We start from the raw sequence: 24,929 nt of genomic DNA on the forward strand, positions 1-24,929 counted from the left end.
CCTACATTCTTTCCTTGCCTGCTTCAGGAGCCCCCTCATGTCTTTGCCCAGCCTGCGACTCAACGCCAATGCCGACCGGCGTATTCGGGGAGGCCACCTTTGGGTCTTCAGTAATGAGGTGGATACCGCGCTGACACCGCTGACGGCCTTTGAGCCGGGGCAGCAGGCACAGCTGGAAGCTGCGGGTGGCAAACCCCTCGGGCTGGTCTGTGTCAGCCCCAACAACCTGATCTGTGCGCGCCTGTTCAGTCGCGACACCCGTCACCCGCTGGACAAGTCTCTGCTGGTGCATCGCTTCAAGGTGGCCCTGAGCCTGCGTGAGCGGCTGTTCGACAAGCCGTTCTATCGTCTGGTTTACGGCGAGTCGGATTTTCTGCCGGGGCTGGTGATCGACCGTTTTGGCGACTACTTCGTAGTGCAGATCGCCAACCCCGGTATGGAGCAGGTGCGTGGCGACATCGTTGATGCGCTGGTGCAGGTGTTCAAACCGCAGGCTGTGCTGTTCAAGAACGACAGTGGCGCGCGCAAGCTGGAAGGGCTGGAGTCCTACGTTGAGGATGCGTTTGGTGAGATGCCTGAACTGGTCGCCCTGGAAGAGAACGGCGTGCGTTTTGAAGCCCCGGTGCGCGAGGGGCAGAAAACCGGCTGGTTCTACGATCACCGCGCCAACCGCGCGCGTCTTGCGCCTTATGTCGCGGGCAAGCGGGTGCTGGATTTGTACAGCTATGTCGGCGGCTGGGGCGTTCAGGCAGCCGCCTTCGGTGCCAGTGAAGTCATGTGCGTCGACAGCTCTGCTCCGGCGTTGGACCGGGTGGAAGCTAACGCAGAGCTCAATGGCGTGGCGGAAAAGATGCTGGTGGTAGAGGGCGATGTGATGGCCGCGCTGAAGGAACTGAAGAGCGCCGGCGAGCGCTTCGACGTGGTGATTGCCGATCCGCCCGCCTTTATCAAGAAACGCAAGGATATTCGCAACGGCGAAGCCGCGTATCGTCGTCTCAATGAGCAGGCCATGCGGCTGCTGAACAAGGACGGGATTCTGGTCTCGGCATCCTGCTCCATGCACCTGGAAGAGGATCGTCTGCGTGATGCCCTGCTGGGTGCCAGCCGTCATCTGGACCGCAACCTGATCATCACCGAACGAGGCTTCCAGGGCGCCGACCATCCCCTGCACCCGGCGATTCCGGAGACCGGTTATATCAAGGCTTTGTTTTGTCGGGTGACGCCGGCCTGACGCCGGCTTCATACCGGCGAGCGGCAAGCCGCAAGCTTCAAGCTGCAAGAAAAAACCGCGCGGAGTTGAATCGCGCGGTTTTTTTATGCTGACTTTAGCCGCAGCTCCTTATTTAAACCCTTGAGAATCTCGCTGCAGGTGCGAATCTGGTTTTGCTTCCAGCTGCTGCGCGTCAGCGCAGACTGATGACCGGCCAGCCCTGGGCTTCGGCGTGGGCGCGCAGGGTGTCGTCCGGGTCTACCGCGACGGGATGGTCGACCATGCTCAGCAGCGGCAGGTCATTGTGCGAGTCGCTGTAGAAGTGACTGCCTTCCAGGGTGCGATTATTTTCCAGCAGCCAGCGCTCCAGTCGGCTGACCTTGCCGTCGCGGAAGCAGGGAATGTCGGCGGTGCGTCCTGTGTAGCGCCCGTCAGTCTTCTCGCACTCGGTCGCCAGCAGAATGTCGATGCCCAGGTGGCGGGCTATCGGGCCGGTGATGAAGCGGTTGGTGGCGGTGATGATCATCAAGGTGTCGCCGGCCTGACGGTGGCGCTCGATCAGTGTCTGCGCTTTGGGTAGCACGATGGGCAGGATCTTCTCTTGCATGAACTGCCGGTGCCACGCATCGAGCTGCTCGGTCGGGTGCTCGCCGAGTAGTTGCAGGCAGAAGTTCAGGTAAATCTGAATGTCCAGCCGTCCGGCCAGATAGTCGTTGAAGAACTGATCGTTGCGCGCCTTGTACTCGTCCGGATCGACGATCCGATGGGCAACGATGAACTCGCCCCAGGCGTGGTCGCTGTCCCCGCCAAGCAGGGTATTGTCGAGGTCAAAAATGGCGAGTGACACGGGTGTTCTCCTGAGTCGGTTGGCGGCCCGCTAGAATAATCGAGTCCGTCGGTAAATGCCCGTAATCACTGACATCAATCGGTGGCATATCCGTAATTGCTGCTACGCCGTGCTTTGTGGAACAATGCGGTGATAATTGAATAAGGGATAGTGGCTGTGATTGACCCCGATGGTTTCAGACCCAACGTCGGCATCATCCTGACCAATGAGTTGGGGCAGGTGCTTTGGGCAAGGCGCATCGGCCAGGATTCGTGGCAATTCCCGCAGGGCGGCATTCAGCGTCATGAAAGCCCCGAGCAGGCGCTTTACCGCGAGTTGCATGAAGAGGTTGGTCTGCTGCCTGATGATGTCGAAATTCTTGCCTGCACCCGTGGCTGGCTCCGCTATCGTTTGCCGCAACGCCTGATCCGCAGCCATTCGCAGCCGGTCTGTGTCGGGCAAAAACAGAAGTGGTTTTTGCTCAGACTAAAGGCCGAGGATCAGCGGGTTTGCATGACCTGTAGCGCAAAACCGGAATTCGACGGCTGGCGCTGGGTCAGTTACTGGTATCCTTTGGGTCAGGTTGTCCCATTCAAACGCGATGTCTATCGGCGTGCCATGAAGGAACTTGCGCCGAGACTGCTCTCTAGCCTGCCGGGTAGTTGAATATGCTCAATACGCTGCGCCGCATCGTTCAGGAGGTCAACTCTGCCAGAGATCTGGCAGCGGCTCTGGACATCATAGTGCAGCGTGTGCGCGAGGCTATGGGCACCGAGGTCTGCTCGGTATACCTGCTCAACCCCGATATCGGTCGCTACGTGCTGATGGCGACCGAGGGTCTCAACAAGGATGCCGTCGGCGCGGTCACGCTGGGCACCAGCGAGGGTTTGATCGGCTACGTTGGTACCCGAGAGGAACCGGTCAACCTCGAAGACGCGGCGTCTCACCCCCGTTTCCGTTACTTTGCCGAAACCGGTGAAGAGCGCTATGCCTCCTTCCTGGGTGTGCCGATCATCCACCATCGCCGGGTGATGGGGGTGCTGGTGGTGCAACAGAAGGAGCGTCGCCAGTTTGATGAGGGCGAAGAGGCCTTCCTGGTCACCATGAGTGCGCAGCTGGCGGGTGTTATTGCTCATGCCGAGGCGACAGGCGCGATTGGCGGCCTCGGGTGGGGTGGTGAGGTGGTACAGGATACCCGGTTCGACGGGGTCGCTGGTGCGCCGGGTGTGGCCATCGGACATGCAGTGGTGATTTTGCCACCGGCAGACCTGAAATCGGTTCCCGACAAGCAAATCCAGGACGTTGAGGCGGAAATCGCCTTGTTCCGCCGCGCGAAACACAGCGTGCGGGTCGACATGCAGCAACTGTCGAGCAAGCTCTCGACCCAGCTGCGGCCGGAAGAGCTGGCGCTGTTTGATGTTTATCTGATGATGCTGAACGACACTGCGCTGGGCAACGAGGTGATCAACATCATCCGGACTGGGCAGTGGGCGCAGGGGGCTCTGCGTGAAGTCGTCAGTTCGCATGTCACCCGTTTCGAGTTGATGGATGACCCCTATCTGCGTGAGCGTGCAGCGGACGTCAAAGACATCGGTCGGCGCATTTTGGCCTATCTGCAGGAGGTTGGCCGACAGGAACTGGTGTTCCCGGATGACACCATTCTGGTCAGCGAAGAGCTGTCGCCGGTAATGCTTGGCCAGGTGCCGAAAGAGAAGCTGGTCGGGCTGGTGTCGGTGCTTGGCTCGGGTAGCTCGCACGTGGCCATCCTGGCTCGGGCGATGGGTATTCCGACCGTGATGGGTGCGCTTGACCTGCCCTATACCCGCATCGATGGCATGGAATTGATCATCGACGGTAACCGCGGTGAGGTCTATTCCAACCCGTCGCCGGAGCTGCATCGCCAGTACCTGGATCTGGTGCGCGAAGAGCGCGAGCTGGTGCAGGGGCTGGAGAAGCTGCGCGACGTGCCCTGCGTGACGCTCGACGGTCATCGGATGCCGCTGCTGGTGAATACCGGTCTGCAGGCAGATGTGGCCCGTTCGCTGGATCGCGGCGCCGAGGGGGTAGGGCTGTATCGTACTGAAGTGCCGTTCATGATCCAGGATCGCTTCCCCAGCGAGAAGGAGCAGCAGGCGATCTATCGCGAGCAGTTGGAGGCTTTCCATCCCCTGCCGGTCACCATGCGCTCGCTCGATATTGGTGGCGACAAGGCGCTGACCTATTTCCCGATCAAGGAAGACAACCCGTTCCTCGGCTGGCGCGGCATCCGCGTGACCCTTGACCACCCGGAGATTTTCCTGGTGCAGACGCGGGCCATGCTGAAAGCCAGTCAGGGCCTGAATAATTTGCGCATCATGCTGCCGATGGTGAGCAGCGTATTTGAGGTGGAAGAAGCCCAGCATCTGATCCATCGGGCCTACAGCGAGGTCCGGGATGAGGGGGTCGATGTGCCCATGCCGCCGGTCGGGGTGATGATCGAGGTGCCTGCGGCGGTTTACCAGGCGCGTGAACTGATTCAACTGGTCGACTTTTTGTCGGTTGGTACCAACGACCTGACCCAATATCTGCTGGCGGTCGATCGCAACAACCCGCGTGTTGCGGACCTTTACCACTCGCTGCATCCAGCGGTGCTGCAGGCCTTGATCAAGGTCGCCACGGCCTGTCGCGAGGCCGGCAAGCCAATGAGTGTCTGTGGTGAAATGGCTGGCGACCCGGCCGCTGCGGTGCTGCTGATGGCGATGGGCTGTGACGCACTGTCAATGAACGCGACCAACTTGCCCAAGGTCAAGTGGCTGTTGCGTCAGATCAAACTGTCCGACGCCAAGGCTTTGCTGGATGAGGTGATCGAGCTGGACAACCCGCATCTGGTGCTCAGCACCCTGCATCTGGCGCTGCGCGGCATGGGCTTGGGCAAGGTGCTGTCGCAGCCGCGCTGAGTTGTCAGCGCCATTCCCTGCTGGTTTCTCCCTGTGCTTCCCCGAGTGGTCCAAAACGGCGCTCCGTCAGCCGGATAACGCCGTCTGCCTGCAGCCGCAGTACGCTGCTGGCGCGAGTACCGTACTCCGGGATGCCGACGATGAAGGCCGCCGACAGCATCCGCTCCCACTCAAGGCTGATACCGGTACTGGGCAATTGCTCATCGGCGTAGAGCTGGTCATTGGCCAGCAGTGAAAACAGGGTTTGGTCATCTGCATTCAGGTTCTCGGCCAGATCGTTGCGCAGGCATTGCGTTTTCGGCCAAGGGCTGTCCAGGTCAGCATTGGAAAGGCCGTAGATACCGGCCTCGAGTTGGCGCGGCTGACCCTGCTGGCTATTGAGGAACCACAGTTGCTCGCGGTCACCAACCAGGAGGTTGAAGCCCGAGTACTGGTCCAGTGTGCTGTGCAGTTCGCGTAAAAACGCGGCCGGTGAGAGGTTGCCCAGCAGGTAATCCAACGGTAGCTGGCCGCGTGACCTTGGCGCTTTGGCGGCGCCCGGTGAGCGGATGTTGGTGACGGCCGCGAAGCGACCGTCGCGGGTAACCCCGAGCCAGGTGCCGCCGGCTTCCAGATCCTTGCCTGCTAGTAGGTCGGGATGGCCCTCTGCGTGCCAGTCTGTCAGCGCCCGGGTGGGGCGGTGATGGAACTCGTCGCGGTTACCGATCAGCAGCAGGGGTTGCTGCGGGGATTGCTGCCAGGCAAAGGCGATCAGACACATCAAGCTGCTCCTCGGTAAGATGGCAGCAGTGTAACCTGTGTGTCGGAGCGGCGCGATCCGCGATAGACTAGCCGATTTGCGGCGATCCGCTTTCGGGGGGTGTTGTGGAGTTCGTGATCTATCTGGTGCTGGGCGGTTTTGCCGGTACGCTGGCTGGCCTGTTCGGCGTTGGCGGCGGCATGATCATCGTGCCGGTGCTGGTCTACAGCTTCGCCCTGCAGGGCTTTGCGCCCGATGTGCTGACCCATATGGCAGTCGGCACCTCACTGGCGACCATCGTCTTTACCTCGATCAATGCGATTCGCGCACATCACGCCAAGGGTGCCGTGCGCTGGCATCTGTTTGTCTGGCTGACGGTCGGCATTGTGCTCGGGACCGTGCTGGGCGCGCTGACTGCAGCGCAGATCAGCGGCCCCATGCTGCAGAAGATCATTGGTGTCTTTGCCATTCTGGTTGCGATTCAAATGGCCTTCAAGCTGCAGCCCAAAGCATCGTTGGCGGAGCCGGGCAAACCGGCGCTGGGTGTTGCTGGTGGTGTCATTGGCTGGGCATCCGCGATCTTTGGTATCGGTGGTGGGTCGCTGACGGTGCCGTTTTTGGTCTGGCGCAGTGTGCCGATGCAGCAGGCGGTGGCGACCTCGTCAGCCTGTGGTCTGCCAATTGCGCTGGCAGGCGCTGCGTCGTTCATTTTTACCGGCTGGGATGAAACCGGACTGCCTTCCTGGAGTCTGGGATATGTGTATTTGCCGGCGCTGATCGGTATTGCCGCGACCAGCATGCTGTTTGCGGGCTTCGGTGCGCGACTGGCGCACCGGTTGTCGCAGGACCTGCTCAAACGCCTGTTTGCCCTGCTGCTGCTTTGTGTTGGAATCAACTTTCTAGTCTAGGGATCTCGCATGTTGACCTACCCGCAGATTGACCCGGTAGCGCTGGCTATCGGTCCGCTGAAGATTCACTGGTACGGTTTGATGTACCTGATTGGTATCGGCGGCGCCTGGTGGCTCGCACGTCGACGCCTGGCTGCTTTTGATCCGACCTGGAGCAAGGAAACCCTGTCGGACCTGGTGTTTTGGGTCGCGCTCGGGGTGATCGCCGGTGGCCGGCTGGGTTATGTGCTGTTCTACGATCTGGCCGCTTACATTCGCGACCCGCTGCTGATACTGGAGATCTGGAAGGGTGGCATGTCCTTCCACGGTGGACTGCTCGGCGTGCTGATTGCCCTGCTGTGGTTTTCCCGCAAGCACAACAAGCGCTTCTTCGAGTTGGTTGATTTTGTCGCGCCGCTGGTGCCGATTGGATTGGGGGCGGGCCGTATTGGCAACTTCATCAATGCCGAGCTGTGGGGCAAACCGACCGATCTGCCCTGGGCCATGATCTTTCCGACCGATCCGGACCAGCTGGCGCGTCATCCGTCGCAGCTGTATCAGTTTGCGCTCGAAGGTGTCGCGCTCTTTACCATTCTCTGGTTCTATTCGCGCAAGCCGCGGCCGACCATGGCGGTCAGCGGCCTGTTTGCCATCTGTTATGGCTGCTTCCGCTTCGCCGTTGAATTTGTCCGCGTGCCGGACCAGCAGCTGGGCTACCTGGCTTTCGGTTGGCTGACCATGGGTCAGCTACTCTGTATTCCCATGATTCTACTGGGCGCCCTGCTGATGGGGCTGGCCTACCGGCGTGAGGGGCGCACCGCATGAAACAGTATCTTGACCTGATGCGCCATGTGCGCGAGAACGGCACCTTCAAGAGTGATCGTACCGGCACAGGCACCTACAGCGTGTTCGGCCACCAGATGCGTTTTGATCTGGCCGAAGGGTTTCCGCTGGTCACGACCAAGAAGTGCCATCTCAAATCGATCATCCACGAATTGCTGTGGTTCCTGCAGGGCGATACCAATATTCGCTACCTCAAGGAAAACGGCGTCTCGATTTGGGACGAGTGGGCGGACGAGAACGGCGACCTGGGGCCGGTCTACGGCTACCAGTGGCGCAGCTGGCCGGCACCGAATGGCGAGTCCATCGATCAGATCAGCAAGCTGATTGCGATGATCAAGAGCAATCCGGATTCGCGTCGGCTGATTGTCTCGGCATGGAATCCGGCGCTGGTTGATCAGATGGCGCTGCCGCCCTGTCATGCGCTGTTCCAGTTTTACGTTGCCGACGGCAAGCTGAGCTGTCAGCTCTATCAGCGTTCGGCCGATATCTTCCTCGGTGTGCCATTTAACATTGCCAGTTATGCGCTGCTGACGTTGATGGTGGCGCAGGTCTGTGACCTGCAGCTGGGCGAGTTCATCTGGACTGGCGGCGACTGCCACTTGTATGCCAACCATATCGAACAGACCGACCTGCAGCTGAGTCGTGAGCCTCTGCCGTTGCCGACCATGAAGCTCAACCCCGAGGTGACTGATCTGTTCGCCTTCCGCTTCGAAGACTTTGAGCTGGTGGGTTATCAGGCTCATCCGCACATCAAGGCGCCGGTGGCCGTATGAGTGACATCAAGGTCGCGCTGATCGCGGCAATGGCACGCAACCGGGTGATCGGTCTTGATAACGGCATGCCCTGGCATTTGCCTGAGGACCTGCGCTATTTCAAGGCGACCACGCTGGGCAAGCCGATCATCATGGGGCGCAAGACCTTTGAGTCGCTCGGTCGACCGTTACCGGGGCGTACCAATATTGTTGTCAGTCGTCAGGCGGGTCTGCAGCTGACTGGGGCCGAAGTGTTTGGTTCTATTGAAGCTGCGCTGGATTTTGCCCGTCAGCAGGCGACTACTGATGGTGTGGACGAGGTGATGGTGATTGGCGGCGAGACTTTGTATCGCCAGTGTATGCAGGGGGCAGATCGCCTGTATCTGACGCGCATCGATGCCACGCCCGAGGGCGATGCCTGGTTTCCGGAGTTTGATGATGCCGACTGGGTTCTGGTCAGCGAGCGCCAGGTTGCTGCGGGCGAGGGATATCCGGCGCACGTCTATCAGGTGCTTGAACGTCGCCCTTAAGGGTTAGTTCAGGGAGGTGTTCTCCAACTGCCCGATCAGCTCTTCCAGTGGTCGGGGCATGCCGATCCAGTAGCCTTGCAGCAGGTTACCGCCCCAGCCAGTGAGTCGCTCCGCCGTGCGGGCGTCCTCGACGTAATTGACGGCCACCTGCTTGTCCATGCCGCGGGACAGGGTAATCAGATTTTGCAGGTAGGCGTCCTGTTCCGGGATCCCTGTTTCATTCAGCGACCGGCAGTCCACTTTCACGCCTTTGATCGGCAGGCGGCTCAGGTAGCCGAGCGCGCCGTATTCCGAGCCAAAATGGTCCAGCCAGATTTCCACGCCCAGCTCATGCAGTGCATTGCACAGTGCTGTCGCTTGGCTGGCATGTTTGAGCAATGCGTCTTCGCGCAACTCAAGCTGGATCATATGCGGCGGAACCTTGCTGCGCAGCAGTAACTGGCGCAACTGATCGACGAAGCGTGGTTGCTTGAGCTCACGGTCGCTCAGGTTGATCGACAGGCGACACTGAATGCCGGCATCAAGCCACTGTTTTACTGCCCGCAGGGCTTGATCAATGACCCAATGACCCATAGGCAGGATCAGGCCGCTGTGTTCTGCCAGCTTGAGGAATGCGTCCGGCGTCAGCAGGCCGAGCTGTGGGTGCTGCCAGCGCAGCAGCGCTTCCCAGGCAACGGTGTCGCCGTGATTGGTATCGACGATGGGTTGATAGTGCAGTCGAAATTGCCCTTCCAGCAGGCCATGCCGCAGACCCTGCTCGATATCGAGGTTGTGTCGTGTTTCGGCGTCGTGCTGGGGATTAAAGAAGGCATAGCCGTTACGCCCGTTCGCTTTGGCGCGATAGAGCGCTTGGTCAGCGTGCTGAAGTAGTTCTGCGGCCGAGGCGCCGTGCTCTGGAAAGGTTGCAATGCCAACGCTGGCAGAGACCAGTAGGTGGTGGCCGCTGAGGGTGATGGGCTCGCTCAGGGCATGAATGATTTTGCTGGCAATCAGGGCTGCATCGTTTGGATCGTGCAGGTCATTGAGCAGGGCAACGAATTCGTCACCACCGATCCGGGTAATCAGGTCGTCCTGGCGCATGGTGCGGCGCAGGCGGTTGGCAATCACCGCCAGTAAGAGGTCTCCCAGGCCGTGGCCGAAGCTGTCATTGATCTGCTTGAAGTAGTCCAGGTCGATATAGAGCAGGGCGAAGCCGGTAGGGCTCCGTTGGCCGCGCAGGATCATACGGTCCAGCTCTGCCTCGAGCAGGGCGCGGTTACCCAGCCCGGTCAGCGGGTCCTGCCGTGCCATCTGCTGCAGTTTTTCTCCGCTGCTACGCCGGCGCTCTGCGTTGATCAGAGCGCGCTTGAGAATGTCCGGATTAAGTGTGTCGCGTGGCAGGATATCGTCTGCGCCGTTGTCGATGGCGGTACCATCGCGCTCGGCACTGTCGTCGTCACTGATCAGCAGCAGCAACGTGTTGGCGCTGGCGCGGCGGGCGTCCTGCAAAAGGTCTGGCTCATTAGGTAGCAGGCAGGCGTCATAGCTTTTTGAGCCAAGACGGGTAGCGGTATCACGAAGACTGGTGCAGATATCGACATCGAGCGGGCCAGCCACAGGCGCACGACAGAGTTCGAGCAGTTGCTCGCGCCTTGCCGGGTTGGTTTCAACCAACAGTATTTTGCGTGCTGCGCGTTCCATGAGTGCGGGCCCAGTCAGCTGGTGTTATTCGTCCATGCACGGTTTTATATAACCCGTATGTTAACGCCGTCACGCTTTGGGAGCCCATCCAAGAGTGGCAAACAGCGCGAAATCTCCGACGGGCGGTATGGCTAAATGCCTTCAATGCCGGGATGTCGTCTTTAATTGTTCGTCTTTGTTTGGTATGGCGGGAAGTTGGCGCGGGTTTTGGCCCGCGCGCTTCGGGAGATGTCAACCGTCGAGCAGCGCTTTGTTGCGTACACCGCCCTTGTCGGCGCTGGTCGCCAGCAGTGCGTAGGCTTTCAGCGCCGTGCTGACTTTACGGGGGCGAGGTGCCGCAGGCTTCCAGCCTTTGGCGTCCTGCGCGGCGCGGCGGCTTGCCAGCTCTTCGTCCGAGACCAGCAGGTTGATGCTGCGGTTGGGGATGTCGATCAGTACCTTGTCGCCATCCTGCACAAGGCCGATGGCGCCGCCGGCGGCGGCTTCCGGTGAGGCGTGCCCGATGGACAGGCCACTGGTACCGCCAGAGAAGCGACCGTCGGTCAGCAGCGCACAGTCCTTACCCAGGCCCTTGGACTTCAGGTAGCTGGTCGGGTAGAGCATTTCCTGCATGCCCGGGCCACCTTTCGGACCTTCGTAACGAATGATCACGATGTCACCAGCCTTGACCTCGTCGTTCAGAATGCCTTTGACGGCAGTGTCCTGACTTTCAAAGATCTTGGCGTTGCCCTCGAACACATGGATGGATTCGTCGACCCCGGCGGTCTTCACCACGCAGCCATCAAGTGCGATGTTGCCGTACAGCACGGCCAGGCCGCCTTCCTGCGAGTAGGCGTGCTCAACGCTGCGGATACAGCCTTCAGCGCGGTCATCATCCAGCGTGTCCCAGCGCGTGCTCTGGCTGAACGCGGTCTGGGTCGGGATGCCGGCCGGGCCAGCGCGGAAGAAGGTGCGGACTGCTTCATCGCTGGTCTGGGTGATGTCCCACTGAGCGATAGCATCAGCCATGCTGCGGCTGTGGACGGTGCTGACATCGGTATGCAGCAGGCCGCCGCGAGCCAGTTCGCCAAGAATGGAGAAGATGCCACCGGCGCGGTGCACGTCTTCCATATGGTATTTCTGGATATTCGGCGCGACTTTGCACAGCTGCGGCACCTTGCGGGACAGGCGGTCAATGTCGCGCAAATCGAAGTCGATCTCCGCTTCCTGGGCCGCAGCCAGCAGGTGCAGGATGGTGTTGGTCGAGCCGCCCATGGCGATGTCCAGCGTCATGGCGTTTTCGAACGCCTTGAAGTTGGCGACATTGCGCGGCAGAACAGATTCGTCGCCTTCGGCGTAGTAGCGTTGGCACAGCTCGACAGCCAGACGGCCTGCACGCAGGAACAGCTGCTCGCGGTCGCTGTGGGTCGCCAGCGTCGAGCCGTTGCCCGGCAGCGACAAGCCCAGCGCCTCAGTCAGGCAGTTCATCGAGTTGGCGGTGAACATGCCGGAGCAGCTGCCGCAGGTTGGGCAGGCGCTGCGCTCGTATTCCTCAACCTTCTCGTCTGAGCAGCTGTCGTCGGCGGCAACCACCATGGCATCGACCAGATCGAGGCCGTGGCTGGCCAGTTTGGTTTTGCCGGCTTCCATCGGGCCGCCGGAAACAAACACCACCGGGATATTCAGGCGCAGGGCCGCCATCAGCATGCCGGGGGTGATCTTGTCGCAGTTGGAGATACAGACGATGGCGTCGGCGCAGTGGGCGTTGACCATGTACTCAACCGAGTCGGCAATGATTTCGCGACTGGGCAGTGAATAGAGCATGCCGTCGTGGCCCATGGCAATGCCGTCGTCCACCGCGATGGTATTGAATTCCTTGGCTACGCCGCCGGCCTTCTCGATTTCGCGGGCGACCAGTTGGCCCAGGTCCTTCAGGTGAACGTGGCCCGGCACGAACTGGGTGAAGGAGTTGGCGATGGCGATGATCGGCTTCTTGAAGTCTTCGTCCTTCATGCCGGTAGCGCGCCACAGGGCGCGTGCGCCGGCCATGTTGCGGCCGAAGGTGGACGTTTTCGAGCGGTAATCAGGCATGACGGAAGTCTCGTGGTGTAGTGCAGTTGCGCAAGCATACCAATTCATGAAGCGGCATGCAGCCGTGTCACCGCCGCAGACCGCTAGTCTGTTTGAGTTACAGAGGATTTTGGCGCGATGTTGTATTGATATTGGTAGGCGTCGTTTTCACCTGATGATCTGCGTTTTTACGCGGGTTACCCGGGTTCCTGCCAAATCAAAATGGAGGCGGTTCTGTGCAGTTATCTACCAGGTTATCTCGCTCGGCGTCTGTGGCGCTGGCGGCGGTCGTTATTTCCTCTGTTTCCCTGACTGGATGTCTATCCGGTGGCGGAGGCTCTTCATCCGGTAGTGCAGCTCAATGGCCTGAACCGACCGATTTGAGTTCCACGCTCTCCGGAGATGTGCGTGGCGTTGAGCAGGAGGGGTACTTCGAATTTCTGGGCATCCCCTATGCGGCAGCCCCGATTGGCGATCTGCGCTTTGCTGCGCCTCAAGCGGTTGCCGGCTGGGACGAGGAGCGCGCGGCAGATGCTTACGGCAGTGCTTGTCCGCAGGCGGGGATGACCTCTGATGAGGCGGAGGACTGCCTGTACCTGAACGTGTTCACCCCCAAAACCCGCGGTCCGCATCCGGTGATGGTGTGGTTCCATGGTGGCGCCTTTGTGTTTGGTTCAGGTGGTGGCACCTATATACCCCCGCGGCTGGTTGCGGAGGATGTTGTTGTCGTGACGGTAAATTACCGCTTGGGCAAGCTGGGCTTTACCGCTCACCCGGGTTTGACCGCGGAGCAGGGGGCGTCGGGCAGCTATGGCATCATGGATCAGCAGCTGGCACTGCAATGGGTGCAGGACAATATTAAAGCGTTTGGTGGCGACAACGATAACGTCACTATCTTTGGCGAGTCAGCCGGAGGCTTGAGCGTTCTCAGCCATCTGGTGTCACCTGCCTCTGCCGGGCTGTTTGCCAAGGCGATCGTGCAGAGCGGTTCCTACAGCACGGTTCAGGCGTCGATGGCGACAGCGGAAGGCGAAGGGGAGAGCTTTGCCGCCCTGCTTGGTTGCGACGCGGCGACCGCTGCAGAAGAGGTCGAATGCCTGCGTAGCAAGAAAGTGGCGGATATCCTGGCGATTGCTCCGGGGACGGTGATCCCTACCTTGCGTCCTGACGTGTTGCCGGTTTCGGTGAACGCCGGTTTGGCGACGGGGGAGTACAACGATGTGCCATTGCTGATGGGCACCAACGCGGATGAGTGGAGCTATTTTCTCGCCAGTCGAGGGGAGCTCAACCCAATCACGCAGTTCAATTACCAGTTTTTGCTGAACGCCAGCGTAGGCGTAGAGCAGACCCCGACCGTGGTTGGGCTCTATCCGGCTGCGGAATTCAATGATGACTACGCTGCTGTGATGACCGCTATTGGTACTGACGGTCGTTTCGCCTGTAATGCCAGTGTGCAGGCTGCCAGTGTCGCTGCGACCGGGACTCAGCCCTTGTTCGTGTACGAGTTTGCCGATCGCGCCGCGCCGTCACCAGGTATTGTCGCGCCGAGTTGGTTGACGCTGGGGGCTACTCACGCCTCGGAGCTGTCCTACCTTTTCGGTACTGACGATTTTTTCAGGGTGCGGGGCGCCACCGACGATCAGGTTGCCCTGGCCGGAATTATGAGTCGTGCCTGGGCGGCCTTCGCCCGTTCCGGTAACCCAAGCCATGACGACCTGAGCTGGGTGGATTATGGCGATAGTGCCGGTGGCATGGTCTCGTTCGAGACGCCAGCGGTGCGGCCGCTGTCTCGTTCGGTGTTCCGCGACCTGCATCGTTGTGATTACTGGACGCCAGAAGTCTAGCGTTACCTGCCGGCACCCGGACGGGTGTCGGCAGGCACGAACCTTCTCGAACTCCGGTCGCCAAGTGGGTCAGAGCTTTTTCTCAAACACCTTCGAGTTGCGCTGGAAGTTGTACAGCTCTGCCCGCTTGGCCGGCAACCGTTCGACACTGCTGGGTTCGAAACCGCGTTCGCGGAACCAGTGGGCAGTGCGAGTGGTGAGGACGAACAGGGTGTCGATTTTCAGACTGCGAGCCTGGGACTCAATGTGCTGCAACAGCTGGTCGCCACGGCCACCCTGGCGATAGGCCGGGTCGATAGCGACGCAGGCCAGCTCCGCTGCGCTGGAGCCTTCCAGCGGGTAGAGCGCGGCGCAGCCGATGATGCGGCCGTCGCGCTCGATCAGTGTGAACTGGCTGATTTCGGTTTCCAGCACCTCCCGTGAGCGGCGTACCAGGATGCCGGCCTCTTCCAGCGGACGCAGCAGTTCCAGCAGTCCGCCGACGTCGTCGATGCCGGCGCCCCGAATTTGCTCGAATGCTTCCTGGCTGACCAGCGTGCCACCGCCGTCGCGGGTAAACAGCTCGGTCAGCAGTGCGCCGTCTTCGGCAAAGCTGACAATATGACTGCGCCGCAGGCCGGCGTTGCAGGCCTTGCAGGCCGCCTGCAGCAGGGTGCCTGGCTGGCTGTTGCCGAGCTTTGCCAGCAGCGGTGCGGCGCGGGTAGGCTTGAGCTCGCGCAACAGCTCTCCATGTTCGTCGCGGATGCCGGTGTCTTCGCCAAACAGGATCAGTTTGTCTGCACCCAGAGCGACGGCCACGCTGGTGGCAACATCCTCGCAGGCAAGATTGAAGGCTTCGCCGGTCGGTGAGTAGCCGAGGCTGGAGAGCAGCACGATGTCTTGCTCGTCCAAGTGGCGGGTGATAGCCTTGCGATCAACCCTGCGTACCTCGCCGGTGTGGTGAAAGTCGACGCCGTCTACGACACCAATGGGTTTGGCGGTAACCAGGTTGCCACTGACAACCCGTAACCGGGTCCCCGATTGTTGGGCACACAGACGGGCTTCAATCGCAATGCGCAGACTGCCAACGGCGTCGATCACGCAGCTGAGGGTGTCGATATCGGTTACCCGCAGGTCGTTGTGGTACTGCGAACGTATCCCTCGACTGGCAAGTCGTTCCTCGATCTGCGGGCGTGAGCCGTGGACCAGCACCAGACGCACCCCCAGGCTGCTGAGCAGCATGATGTCGTGGATGATGTTATTGAAGTTGGCGTTGACCATGGCCTCGCCAGGCAGCATCAGTACGAAGGTGCAATCCCGGTGCTGGTTGATGTATGGCGTCGAGTGGCGGAACCAGTTGACGTAGTCGAGCATGCGCGGTGTTCCAGAAAAAAGAGTTATTAAAGGGGGTTGCGGTCGCGGCTTCAAGCCGCCGTATTACTGCAGACAGAAACGTCGAATCAGTCCCTGCAGGACGTCGATGGTTGGTTGCAGTCGGTCCAGGGCGAGAAATTCGTCTGGCTGGTGCGCCTGGTCGATATCGCCAGGCCCCAGAATCAGTGTCTGCATCCCGAGCTGGTTGAGGTATGGCCCCTCGGTGGCAAAGGCAACGGCCGCAGCGCTTTGCCCTGTCAGCTCTTCGCAGGCGCGCACAATGGGTGAGTCGGCTGGGGTCTCGAACGCGGGGACGCCCGGGAACAGCGGCTGGTAATCGATCTGCACCTGGTGTTCGGCGGCGATGGGCCGCAATCGTTCACGGATGGCGGCGCGCAGTTCGTCGCTGTTCATGCCAGGCAGTGGGCGGATGTCGAACTCCAGCGCACACTTGGCGCAGATCCGGTTCGGATTGTCGCCGCCGTGGATGCAGCCGAGATTCAGTGTCGGTGTCGGTACGCCGAACAGCGGATTGCTCCAGCGTTTTTGCCAGTCTCCGCGAAGCTGCAGCAGGTCGCCGATTACCGCGTGCATCGCCTCCATGGCATTGTGACCCAGGCTTGGATCGGACGAGTGTCCGGCCTGGCCGATGATATCAATGCGCTCCATCATGATGCCCTTGTGCAGCCTGATCGGTCGCATGCCGGTGGGTTCGCCGATGATGGCATGACGGGCCTGGGTCAAGTCGGCCGCGACCAGTGCCCGCGCGCCGCTCATGGAGCTTTCTTCGTCAGCAGTAGCCAGAACGATCAGAGGCTGTTTGAACGGCTGGTCAAGATAGTTGCGCACGGCCTCGATGACTAGCGGGAAGAAGCCCTTCATGTCACAGCTGCCGAGACCATACCAGCGGTTGTCCGCTTCAGTCAGCGCGAAGGGATCGTGCTGCCAGCGCTCCGGGTTGCAGGGCACAGTATCGGTATGGCCTGCCATGACCAGGCCACCGGGGCCACTGCCGAAACTGGCGATCAGGTTGGCCTTGCCGGGCTGGTCGGCAATCGGGAGGATTCGGCAATCAAAGCCGAGGTCGCTCAGCCAACTGGCCAGTAGCTCCACGACAGGTAGATTGCTCTGGTCCAGGTTTGGCTGGGTGCAGCTGATAGAAGGGAGCCTCAGCAGGGCGTCGAACTGATCCTTCAGTGGCGGCAGGGGCATTGGCAACTCCGATTGAGGCGGGCGCTCTGCCTGTCAGAACCCCCGACGCACGTGTTTTTTCAGCTTACGCCGCCAGTGGCCGATAGTCAGCTGAAAATCCCGGAGAGAATGAAGAAATAGATGATCGAAAGGATGGCGCCTGCCGGCAGGGTGACGACCCAGGAACTGAAGATGGTACCGATGACGCGCAGGTTCAGGGCACCGATGCCACGTGCCAGACCAACCCCGAGTACCGCGCCGACCAGAGTGTGGGTGGTGGAGATTGGCAGGCCGATGCTGGAGGCGCCGACCACTGTGGTCGCAGTGGCCAGTTCGGCGGCAAAGCCGCGGCTCGGCGTTAGCTCGGTGATGTGTTTGCCGATAGTGGCAATCACGCGATAACCATAGGTGGCCAGGCCGACCACGATACCAATGGCACCCAGCAGCAGCACCCAGCCTGGGACCAGCGATTTGCTCGCCACTTCGCCGCCAGAATGCAGCACGCCGACGATGGCAGCCAGCGGGCCGACCGCATTGGCGACGTCGTTGGAGCCGTGGGCAAAGGCCATGGAGCAGGCGGTGAAGATCATCAGCACCGCAAAAACTTTCTCAACGCTGGCGAAGTGAAAGGTCTTGTCGGCTTCCGGATCAGACTTGATGCGGCTCAGCAGGGTAACGCCGAGGCTGGCAACCAGAATGCCTGCAACCAGCGCCAGACCGAGGCTTTCCCAGCCGTTGAGGTTCAACCCGATATGCTTTAGCCCCTTGGTCAGGGTCAGAATGGTTACCACGAAGCCGACCGCGAACATGTAGAACGGGACGTAGCGTTTGGCGTTGGCAAACGGGTCTTCAGTGTCGAGAATCAGGCGATGAACGCTGATAAAAATCATGAAGGCAACGATGCCGGACAGCAGTGGCGAGATGATCCAGCTGGCGACGATCGGGGTGACCCCTTCCCAATGCACGGCTTCCATCGAGACGCCAACGGCGCCGAAACCAATGACGGCACCAATGATCGAGTGGGTGGTTGAGACCGGCCAGCCCTTGATTGAGGCAACCAGCAGCCAGGTGCCGGCGGCGAGTAGCGACGCCAGCATGCCAAACACCATCTGGTCAGGGCTGATTGCGTCGGCGTCGATGATGCCGCTACGAATGGTCTGGGTGACTGAGCCGCCGGCCAGATAGGCACCAAGAAACTCGAAAACGATGGCGATGATGATCGCTTGCTTGATGGTCAGGGCGCGGGAGCCGACCGAGGTGCCCATGGCATTGGCAACATCGTTGGCGCCGACACCCCAGGCCATGAAAAAGCCGAATAGGCAGGCAAGAATCAGCAGGATGGTGCCGTACTCTGCAATCAGGGTCATATCTCTAATACTCTAAAACGTGTGCATGGGCTGGCGGCTTTCTGCGTCGGCGGAAAGTCCGTCATGGTGCTGTTGGCCGTTCGGTCGCTTCCTAGCGAGCCATCAGCAGTTCCAGGCGGTTACCGACGCGCTGTGCACGGTCGGCGACATCACCAATCCATTCAATGATCTGGTACAGGAACATCACATCGACCGGCGGCCAGTCCTTCTCCAGCTTGAACAGCTCGGAGCGCAGGCCAATCTGCATGTTGTCGGTATCGTGTTCGATGCGGTCCAGCTCTTCGATCAGGCGTTCGACCAGCGTGACCTCGCGGCCAGCGAAGCCGGTTTCAAGCAGCTCATCGAGCTCGTTCATAGCCTTCAGTGCTTGCGCTGCGGCGTCGATTGAACGCTGCACAAATTCGCGGAAGGCGGGGAACAGGGTGGGCGGGATAACCATGCGGCGGCCAAGCATCAGGCCCGCGATATCCTTGGCGCGGTTGGCTACTTTGTCCTGTACACTGAGCAGCTCCAGCAGGTCAGAGCGCGGCACCGGCAGGAACAGACTTTTGGGCAAGTGAACGCGGACGTCTTTCTTCAGCTTGTCAGCTTCGCGTTCAAGCTGAGCTACATGCTGCTGCAGGCGCTCTGCTTCGGTCCAGTCCTCGGCCTGCAGTGCGTCGATAAAGGGCAGCAACTGACTGGTGCATTCGTGCGCCTTGGCAATGTGCTGCTGCATGGGACCGATCGGTGATCTACCGAACAGTGTGAGGAACGGATTGTTTGGCATGACGCCTCCCGCTGGAATTGAGGCCGCAAAGTATAGGTGCTGAGCCTGCGGTCGTCACCAAATTGAAAACAATTGAACACTTTTCACCGGTGGCTGCGGTTGCCGCCGGTGCTGTCGAGAATGTCACATGGTCAAAGAAACTGAAATCAAGCTGCGCGCCAGTGCCGAGGTGCTGAAAGTGCTGCGCGCCCATCCGTTGCTTAACGAGCGTCGGCAGGGTGAATGGCAGAGCGGTCCCCTTTATAACCAGTACTACGATACTGCCGATCGGGATCTGGCTGGCGCCCGGGTGGCGTTGCGACTGCGTCGTGATGGCGATACCTATATCCAGACGTTGAAAAGCCGCGGGCAGAGTGTTGCCGGCCTGTCGGAGCGCAACGAATGGGATTGGTATTTGAAGAACGACGCACTGGATCTGTCGCTGCTGGATGACAACTGCTGGCCTGCGGAGCTGGCCGAACTCGACAAGCAGACCCTGCAGCCGGTCTTTACCACCGACTTTCAGCGCACCCGCGCATTGCTGCGCTGGGAGCGTGAGGGGGAGGTTGTAGAAGTCGAGGCCGCGCTGGATGAGGGTGAGGTGCGTACCGACAGTGGTAGCGAGCCGATTAGCGAGCTCGAACTGGAAGTCCGCCAGGGGCCGGCAGTTGCGTTGTTGGAGTTGGCGCATACGCTGACACAGGAACTGCCGTTGATGCCGTGTGACATCAGCAAGGCCGAGCGTGGCTATCGATTGTTTGATGCGCGCAGCTTTAATCTGCGCCTGGATCAGCCCCAGTGGCAGGCCGATACACCGGTCGACGAGGTCATTGCCGAGCTGGTCAGTCAGTTGCTGGGCCGCGTACAGCGTTTGGCTGAACAGTATCGCTATGCCCATCAGTGGAAGCTGTTTCGCGAGCTGACCGGTGCGCTGGCGCAGCTGCGCGCCGCCTTCGCAGTGTTTGATCTGGCCTTGCCGCGCTCTGCTGCCAGCCCCTTCGTTGGACCGTTGGACGCCTTGCTGGCGGCTTTCCAGCCACTGGTGCTGGCGGGTTGGGCCGATGACGTCGAAGGTGAAGCCGCACGCCGCGCAGCGGAAGCTGAGTTTGATCGTCAGCTTGAGCTGCCGGGCTGGGGCGCAATGTTCGTCGAACTGGCGCTCTGGCTGCAGCAGCGGCGCTGGACGCAAAATCGTCCACCGCGCGGCGATCGGGTGGCCAACCTGACCCTGGAGCGCTGGTTGCTGGCCGCCACCGGCAAGGAAATTCAGGAATTGCGCGTGCCGCATAATAACGACTCCGAGCATATGGTCAGTGAGTGGCTGGATCAGCTGCCCCGCCTGGGGCGTCTGCACATGCTGCTGGCCCAGTTTCGTCAGTGGCTTGAGGTGTCCGAACCGGATCGGTTGTTTGGTGAGTTGAACAAGCTGCAGGCGTTGCTGGAACAGTACCCGCAGATTGATGCTGAACAGCGCGAGCCGCTGTTGGCTGCGCTGCGCAAGCAGGGTGTGCGGGTGCGCCGGTTGAACGCCTGGCGTGAACTGAACAGCTGAGCAGATCGCAACGAGGCGGCTGCCGGATCGCAGCCGTGACACAAAAGAACGGATGGGCAGGGGAGCAGGATATGAAAAGGTTGGCGGATCTGGCGATTCCGGGTAGTGATCGGTCGCTGGACCTGGGCGATTTTCTCACCACGCTGGTGGCACAGGGGCGTATCAGTCAGGACAGCGCCGACCACCTGGTTACGCTGCGGCGAGCGGCCGTAGGTGATACCGCCAAGTTGCATCCGCTGGAATTTATCGCCGGTCAGAACGTTGATGACCTGGGGCGACCCGGGAAAAAACTGGATCTGGACAGTCTCAGCCGCTGGCTGGCCAGCGAGAGCGACCAGCCCTGGTACCGGATCGACCCGTTGAAGATCAACGTCTCTGCGGTGACGCCACTGATGTCTTTTGCCTTTGCCCAGCGCCATCGAATTCTGGCTGTGGAGGTGAATGATCGCGAGGTGACGATCGCCAGCGCTCAACCCTTTGTTCAGGGCTGGGAAGATAACCTGCGACACGTGCTCAAGCGCGAGATCCGTCGGGTCATTGCCAATCCGGAGGATCTGCAGCGTTATTCGGTGGAGTTCTATCGGCTGGCACGCTCGGTATCCGGCGCCAACGCAACAGATCAAAAGGCCAGCGGCGTCGGCAACTTCGAGCAGCTACTTAACCTTGGTAGCATGAGCCAGGAGCCGGATGCCAATGATGCCCATGTGGTCAACATCGTCGACTGGCTGTTCCAATACGCCTTCGAGCAGCGTGCCAGCGATATTCATATCGAGCCGCGGCGCGAGTCCGGCTGCGTGCGTCTGCGCATCGACGGCGTGCTGCACACCGTTTATCAATTTCCGATTCAGGTCACCATGGCGGTGGTTAGCCGGTTGAAAACCCTCGGCCGGATGAATGTGGCCGAGAAGCGCAAGCCGCAGGACGGCCGGATCAAGACCCGGGCGCCGAAGGGCAATGAAGTCGAGCTGCGGCTCTCGACCCTGCCGACCGCCTTTGGCGAAAAAATGGTGATGCGGATCTTTGACCCGGATGTGCTGCTGCGCAGCTTCGATCAGTTGGGGTTTTCCACTGAGGACCAGCGTCGTTGGCAGCAGATGGTCAGTCAACCCAACGGCATTGTGCTGGTCACCGGGCCAACCGGCTCCGGCAAGACCACTACGCTGTATACCACCCTCAAACAGCTGGCCACCCCGCAGGTGAATGTCTGCACTATCGAAGACCCGATCGAGATGGTTGAAGACAGCTTCAACCAGATGCAGGTGCAGCACAACATCGACCTCAACTTTGCCAGCGGTGTGCGTGCGCTGATGCGTCAGGACCCGGACATCATCATGGTTGGCGAGATTCGTGACCTGGAAACCGCCGAGATGGCGATTCAGGCCGCCCTCACCGGGCACCTGGTGTTGTCGACCCTGCATACCAACGATGCACCCAGCGCAGTCAGTCGGCTGATTGAGTTGGGCGTTGCGCCCTATCTTATCAAGGCTACGGTCCTGGGGGTGATGGCCCAGCGTCTGGTGCGGACTCTCTGTCCGCACTGCAAGGCACCGACGCAGGTGGACGAGGAGGCCTGGGTTGATCTGACTCGGCCGTGGAATGCGCCGTTGCCAACCCAGGCGCAGCATGCTGCGGGCTGTCTGGAGTGCCGGGAAACCGGCTACCGCGGTCGTGCGGGTGTGTACGAGCTGATGATGCTGAGCGATGGCATCAAGGCGCTGATTCACAAGGATGCCGACGTCGCGCAGCTGCGCCGTCAAGCCTACAAGGAAGGGATGCACAGCTTGCGCTTGTCGGGCGCGCAGAAGGTTGGCGCCGGGCTGACCACGATCGAGGAAGTCTTGCGGGTGACGCCGAACAGCCAGCAAGGGTGAGAGTGTCGCCCTTGCTGACTTGATCAGTCGACCGCCTCCTTGACCTCTGCAGGTCGCGTTGACGCTGACCCTCAGCTTGAATGGATCCTGTGCGCGACTGGTTGCTGCCGGGGAGTTCTTGCCAGCGCCCCGCCGAGCGATGCCTGCTAGAATGCGCGCTTTCGCTCACGTATCTCCGCGGGACCGCCCATGAACTACCGCCACAGTTATCACGCCGGCAACCACGCCGATGTCCTCAAACATGCGCTGCTGCGTCGTCTGCTGGTGTTGATGCAGCGCAAGGACACGCCGCTGTGCTGCCTTGATAGTCACGCCGGCACTGCACTGTATGACCTGCAGGGAGAGGCGGCGGGCAAGACCGGCGAGTATGTTGACGGCATTGGCCGGCTTTGGCAGCGGGACGATCTGCCGCTCTGGCTAGCCGATTATCGCGACGCCGTCGCACGCCATAACCTGAACGGCGAGCTGCGCTGGTATCCGGGTTCACCGCAGATCATGGCCGAATTGCTGCGCGAGCAGGACCGGATGATTGTCAGCGAGCTGCACCCGGAGGACGCTGAAACCCTGCGTGAACACTTTGCTGGTCAGCCGGATGTGGCGGTGCATCAGCGCAACGGGTACGAGCTGTCGAAGGCATTCTTGCCTGTGCCGGAGAAGCGTGCGCTCTGGTTGCTGGACCCGCCGTTTGAGAAAACCGACGACCTGGAGCGTTGCGTAGCCGGTGTCGCGCAGGCGATCAGCCGCATGCGCCAGACCGTGATTGCGATCTGGTATCCGATCAAGGATCAGCGTCTGCTCAAGGACTTTTATCAGGGCATCGCTGACAGCGGCGCGCCCAAGGCGTTGCGAGTCGAGCTGAATGTGCGTCCGGTCGACAACCAGTTGGGTCTGAACGGTTCCGGCATGATGCTGATCAATCCGCCGTGGCCGATCTGGGAGGAGCTGGAGCAGGTGCTGCCCTGGTTGAGTCAGGAATTGGCCCAGTCGGGTAGCGGGAGCTGGCGGATGGATTGGCTCGCCGGGGCGCCCTGAGAGCAGCACGCACTGGGCCGATTTGGCGTAAGGGCGCGGCATGCCGCGCCCGCCTGGAGTACCGCGTGATCAAGGCTCCAGCTTGAAGGTCAGGCCAGCGTGTTCCTGCAGGCGTTTGATCAGTTTGTCGCCCATCGCCGGCGCGGTGGTCCAGATACCGCCCTGAGTGTCGTTGGCGTCGCGCACCAGACAGATCGCGCTTTCGGCGATCATGCGTGAGGTCGAGCCGTAGCCGGGGTCACGCTTGCCGGCAACGCTGGCTTTCAGGCTGCGGCCGTCGGCAGCTTCGCCAATAAACAGCACGTCGTAGAAGCCGGTTTCGCGCTCTTCCTTGCTCGGGCCTTCGCCCGGTTTTGGCGCATCATCGCTGGCCAGTGACTTGTCGCCGGCAACCGTGTTGGCGATGGCTTCGCCCTGTTCGCCGGGGCCGGTCAGCAGCATTTCGTCGTAGACGAAGTCTTCGCCGTAGGCGTGCCCCAGCAGCGCATTGGAGCGATGGACGTTACGGGTGTTGATAGCAGCCATGATGAACGGGGCTGCCCAGCTGCCTAGTGATTCGTCGTACTCGGGCTTCATAGCCGGGGGCTGCGCCGGGCCAGTGAAGCCGGGTGTCAGGGCAAACGGGTTGGCCAGCAGTTTGAATATCTCGGGGTTGGCCTTGGCCGCTGCCATGGTCGCCTTCAGGCTGGCTGCGGTGCCGCCGGAGAAGGTGCCCTTCATCTTGCGTACCCGACCCTTGACGCGCGGCAGCGCACAGCCGAGTTGCTCCTTCGCGGCCTGTTGCAGGAAGTAGACCCCCAGATCGAAGGGGATGGAGTCGAACCCGCAGGAGAAGACGATGCGTGCGCCGCTCTGTTTCGCGGTCTCACCGTGGGCGTCGATCATCTGCCGCATCCAGGCCGGCTCGCCGCACAGGTCCACGTAGTCGGTGCCGGTTTCGGCGCAGATGCGCACCAGTTCCGGGCCGTAGAGCTGGTAGGGGCCGACGGTGGTCAGAACGACTTTGGTACGCTCAACCATGGCCTGCAGGCTGGCGAGGTCACTGGTATCGGCCACCACTAACGGAGTGCTGGCCGGGGCGCCGATTTCATCGCGTACGGCTTCCAGCTTGCTTTGGCTGCGGCCGGCCATGGCCCAGCGCAGCTGGCTGTCGTTGCCGTATTCCTGGCACAGGTATTCGGCTACCAGGCGACCGGTATAGCCGGTGGCACCGTAAACGATGATGTCGAACTCGCGGGTGCTGCTCATAGGGTACTCCTCTTTGTTTGAAAGGCTGGGGGGGCAGTCAGTCTGAACTTGCCCGCTCAGCGCAAGTCCCACTTCTGAGAGCGGGCGATGTCGATGGTGGCAGTCAGTCTGGCACAGATCGGTCGCTCGTCTAGCGCCGTTGGTGTTAAGCCTCGCCTGCGCGGCAAGTGGAGTAAATGCCCAGACGCGGGTTTCGGCGCAGCGAATGACGGCGAATAAATCTTGCCGATGACGCGCATGTCGTCGCCGCCTATAGTAGGTGGGTTAATTG

General features: G+C 60.8%; 20 protein-coding genes. 11 read left to right on the forward strand and 9 right to left on the reverse strand.

Features of this window, described 5'->3' with window-relative positions; genetic code table 11:
* Positions 1 to 37: 37 nt before the first annotated feature.
* Entirely contained in the window at positions 38 to 1,231 is a 1,194-nt protein-coding gene (locus C1949_RS12505) for a class I SAM-dependent rRNA methyltransferase (RefSeq protein WP_104738806.1), read from the forward strand.
* A gap of 172 nt (positions 1,232 to 1,403) precedes the next feature.
* Here C1949_RS12505 and C1949_RS12510 read toward each other — a convergent pair whose 3' ends face one another.
* Positions 1,404 to 2,057 (reverse strand): histidinol-phosphatase, encoded by a 654-nt coding sequence (locus C1949_RS12510; protein ID WP_104738807.1) that lies wholly within the window; start codon positions 2,055 to 2,057, stop codon positions 1,404 to 1,406.
* A 156-nt stretch (positions 2,058 to 2,213) separates the two neighbouring features.
* Here C1949_RS12510 and rppH point away from each other — a divergent pair, with 156 nt between their 5' ends.
* Both rppH and ptsP read left to right on the forward strand, forming a co-directional pair.
* The gene (gene rppH, locus C1949_RS12515; protein ID WP_104738847.1) at positions 2,214 to 2,702 is read left to right on the forward strand and encodes an RNA pyrophosphohydrolase; all 489 of its coding nucleotides are present in this window, start codon (positions 2,214 to 2,216) and stop codon (positions 2,700 to 2,702) included.
* Positions 2,703 to 2,704: 2 nt separating this feature from the next.
* Positions 2,705 to 4,972, forward strand: coding sequence for a phosphoenolpyruvate--protein phosphotransferase (gene ptsP / locus C1949_RS12520; protein WP_104738808.1), 2,268 nt, complete (start codon positions 2,705 to 2,707; stop codon positions 4,970 to 4,972).
* A 4-nt stretch (positions 4,973 to 4,976) separates the two neighbouring features.
* On the opposite strand, the gene C1949_RS12525 is transcribed toward ptsP, so the two are convergent.
* Positions 4,977 to 5,732, reverse strand: coding sequence for an NRDE family protein (locus C1949_RS12525; RefSeq protein WP_104738809.1), 756 nt, complete (start codon positions 5,730 to 5,732; stop codon positions 4,977 to 4,979).
* Between the two features lie 104 nt (positions 5,733 to 5,836).
* On the opposite strand from C1949_RS12525, the gene C1949_RS12530 reads away from it, so the two are divergent.
* Genes C1949_RS12530 through C1949_RS12545 form a run of 4 tightly spaced genes read left to right on the forward strand, consistent with a single transcriptional unit; the run spans position 5,837 to position 8,723 of the window.
* The gene (locus C1949_RS12530) at positions 5,837 to 6,619 is read left to right on the forward strand and encodes a sulfite exporter TauE/SafE family protein (RefSeq protein WP_104738810.1); all 783 of its coding nucleotides are present in this window, start codon (positions 5,837 to 5,839) and stop codon (positions 6,617 to 6,619) included.
* A 9-nt stretch (positions 6,620 to 6,628) separates the two neighbouring features.
* Positions 6,629 to 7,423: a prolipoprotein diacylglyceryl transferase gene (gene lgt / locus C1949_RS12535; RefSeq protein WP_104738811.1), complete on the forward strand. Its 795-nt coding sequence runs from the start codon at positions 6,629 to 6,631 to the stop codon at positions 7,421 to 7,423.
* Positions 7,420 to 8,214, forward strand: a complete 795-nt coding sequence (locus C1949_RS12540) for a thymidylate synthase (RefSeq protein ID WP_104738812.1) — start codon at positions 7,420 to 7,422, stop codon at positions 8,212 to 8,214. Before lgt ends, C1949_RS12540 begins: the two co-directional genes overlap by 4 nt.
* The gene (locus tag C1949_RS12545) at positions 8,211 to 8,723 is read left to right on the forward strand and encodes a dihydrofolate reductase (RefSeq protein WP_104738813.1); all 513 of its coding nucleotides are present in this window, start codon (positions 8,211 to 8,213) and stop codon (positions 8,721 to 8,723) included. Before C1949_RS12540 ends, C1949_RS12545 begins: the two co-directional genes overlap by 4 nt.
* A 3-nt stretch (positions 8,724 to 8,726) precedes the next feature.
* Here C1949_RS12545 and C1949_RS12550 read toward each other — a convergent pair whose 3' ends face one another.
* Complete coding sequence (locus C1949_RS12550; RefSeq protein ID WP_104738814.1) at positions 8,727 to 10,403, reverse strand: putative bifunctional diguanylate cyclase/phosphodiesterase; 1,677 nt, start codon at positions 10,401 to 10,403, stop codon at positions 8,727 to 8,729.
* A gap of 231 nt (positions 10,404 to 10,634) precedes the next feature.
* Positions 10,635 to 12,473, reverse strand: a complete 1,839-nt coding sequence (ilvD, locus tag C1949_RS12555) for a dihydroxy-acid dehydratase (RefSeq protein ID WP_104738815.1) — start codon at positions 12,471 to 12,473, stop codon at positions 10,635 to 10,637.
* Positions 12,474 to 12,832: 359 nt separating this feature from the next.
* Between ilvD and C1949_RS12560 the strand changes: the two genes are divergently transcribed.
* On the forward strand, positions 12,833 to 14,296 hold the full coding sequence (locus tag C1949_RS12560; protein WP_170063067.1) for a carboxylesterase/lipase family protein: 1,464 nt from the start codon (positions 12,833 to 12,835) through the stop codon (positions 14,294 to 14,296).
* Between the two features lie 69 nt (positions 14,297 to 14,365).
* Here the strand turns inward: C1949_RS12560 and argA are convergent, their stop codons facing one another.
* From argA to C1949_RS12580, 4 genes are all read right to left on the reverse strand, one after another.
* Positions 14,366 to 15,649 carry an amino-acid N-acetyltransferase gene (gene argA / locus C1949_RS12565; protein ID WP_104738817.1) on the reverse strand — a complete coding sequence of 428 codons (1,284 nt, stop codon included), beginning with the start codon at positions 15,647 to 15,649 and terminating at the stop codon, positions 14,366 to 14,368.
* Positions 15,650 to 15,712: 63 nt separating this feature from the next.
* A complete protein-coding gene (gene argE / locus C1949_RS12570) occupies positions 15,713 to 16,861 on the reverse strand; it encodes an acetylornithine deacetylase (protein WP_104738818.1) in 1,149 nt (382 codons plus the stop codon).
* Positions 16,862 to 16,947: 86 nt separating this feature from the next.
* Positions 16,948 to 18,207, reverse strand: coding sequence for an inorganic phosphate transporter (locus C1949_RS12575; RefSeq protein WP_104738819.1), 1,260 nt, complete (start codon positions 18,205 to 18,207; stop codon positions 16,948 to 16,950).
* A 91-nt stretch (positions 18,208 to 18,298) separates the two neighbouring features.
* Positions 18,299 to 18,976, reverse strand: a complete 678-nt coding sequence (locus C1949_RS12580) for a TIGR00153 family protein (protein WP_104738820.1) — start codon at positions 18,974 to 18,976, stop codon at positions 18,299 to 18,301.
* A 127-nt stretch (positions 18,977 to 19,103) separates the two neighbouring features.
* Here C1949_RS12580 and C1949_RS12585 point away from each other — a divergent pair, with 127 nt between their 5' ends.
* The 3 genes from C1949_RS12585 to C1949_RS12595 all read left to right on the forward strand — a co-directional run bounded on the left by C1949_RS12585 (position 19,104) and on the right by C1949_RS12595 (position 23,410).
* Complete coding sequence (locus tag C1949_RS12585) at positions 19,104 to 20,507, forward strand: CYTH domain-containing protein (protein WP_104738821.1); 1,404 nt, start codon at positions 19,104 to 19,106, stop codon at positions 20,505 to 20,507.
* 71 nt (positions 20,508 to 20,578) lie between these two features.
* Positions 20,579 to 22,378, forward strand: coding sequence for a type IV pilus assembly ATPase TfpB (gene tfpB / locus C1949_RS12590; protein WP_104738822.1), 1,800 nt, complete (start codon positions 20,579 to 20,581; stop codon positions 22,376 to 22,378).
* Positions 22,379 to 22,567: 189 nt separating this feature from the next.
* Positions 22,568 to 23,410 (forward strand): 23S rRNA (adenine(2030)-N(6))-methyltransferase RlmJ, encoded by an 843-nt coding sequence (locus tag C1949_RS12595; protein ID WP_104738823.1) that lies wholly within the window; start codon positions 22,568 to 22,570, stop codon positions 23,408 to 23,410.
* A gap of 69 nt (positions 23,411 to 23,479) precedes the next feature.
* Here C1949_RS12595 and C1949_RS12600 read toward each other — a convergent pair whose 3' ends face one another.
* The gene (locus tag C1949_RS12600) at positions 23,480 to 24,658 is read right to left on the reverse strand and encodes a saccharopine dehydrogenase family protein (protein WP_104738824.1); all 1,179 of its coding nucleotides are present in this window, start codon (positions 24,656 to 24,658) and stop codon (positions 23,480 to 23,482) included.
* Positions 24,659 to 24,929 lie beyond the last annotated feature (271 nt).

The organism is Halopseudomonas oceani (genome assembly GCF_002903165.1).
GTDB classification, from domain to species: domain Bacteria; phylum Pseudomonadota; class Gammaproteobacteria; order Pseudomonadales; family Pseudomonadaceae; genus Halopseudomonas; species Halopseudomonas oceani.

What these genes read in the sequence shown, in the direction of transcription:
- C1949_RS12505 (WP_104738806.1), top strand. Translation starts at nt 38, where the DNA reads ATGTCTTTGCCCAGCCTGCGACTCAACGCCAATGCCGACCGGCGTATT.
- ptsP (WP_104738808.1), top strand. Translation starts at nt 2,705, where the DNA reads ATGCTCAATACGCTGCGCCGCATCGTTCAGGAGGTCAACTCTGCCAGA.
- C1949_RS12525 (WP_104738809.1), bottom strand. Translation starts at nt 5,732, where the DNA reads ATGTGTCTGATCGCCTTTGCCTGGCAGCAATCCCCGCAGCAACCCCTG.
- lgt (WP_104738811.1), top strand. Translation starts at nt 6,629, where the DNA reads ATGTTGACCTACCCGCAGATTGACCCGGTAGCGCTGGCTATCGGTCCG.
- C1949_RS12540 (WP_104738812.1), top strand. Translation starts at nt 7,420, where the DNA reads ATGAAACAGTATCTTGACCTGATGCGCCATGTGCGCGAGAACGGCACC.
- C1949_RS12545 (WP_104738813.1), top strand. Translation starts at nt 8,211, where the DNA reads ATGAGTGACATCAAGGTCGCGCTGATCGCGGCAATGGCACGCAACCGG.
- C1949_RS12550 (WP_104738814.1), bottom strand. Translation starts at nt 10,403, where the DNA reads ATGGAACGCGCAGCACGCAAAATACTGTTGGTTGAAACCAACCCGGCA.
- ilvD (WP_104738815.1), bottom strand. Translation starts at nt 12,473, where the DNA reads ATGCCTGATTACCGCTCGAAAACGTCCACCTTCGGCCGCAACATGGCC.
- argA (WP_104738817.1), bottom strand. Translation starts at nt 15,649, where the DNA reads ATGCTCGACTACGTCAACTGGTTCCGCCACTCGACGCCATACATCAAC.
- argE (WP_104738818.1), bottom strand. Translation starts at nt 16,861, where the DNA reads ATGCCCCTGCCGCCACTGAAGGATCAGTTCGACGCCCTGCTGAGGCTC.
- C1949_RS12575 (WP_104738819.1), bottom strand. Translation starts at nt 18,207, where the DNA reads ATGACCCTGATTGCAGAGTACGGCACCATCCTGCTGATTCTTGCCTGC.
- C1949_RS12580 (WP_104738820.1), bottom strand. Translation starts at nt 18,976, where the DNA reads ATGCCAAACAATCCGTTCCTCACACTGTTCGGTAGATCACCGATCGGT.
- C1949_RS12585 (WP_104738821.1), top strand. Translation starts at nt 19,104, where the DNA reads ATGGTCAAAGAAACTGAAATCAAGCTGCGCGCCAGTGCCGAGGTGCTG.
- tfpB (WP_104738822.1), top strand. Translation starts at nt 20,579, where the DNA reads ATGAAAAGGTTGGCGGATCTGGCGATTCCGGGTAGTGATCGGTCGCTG.
- C1949_RS12595 (WP_104738823.1), top strand. Translation starts at nt 22,568, where the DNA reads ATGAACTACCGCCACAGTTATCACGCCGGCAACCACGCCGATGTCCTC.
- C1949_RS12600 (WP_104738824.1), bottom strand. Translation starts at nt 24,658, where the DNA reads ATGAGCAGCACCCGCGAGTTCGACATCATCGTTTACGGTGCCACCGGC.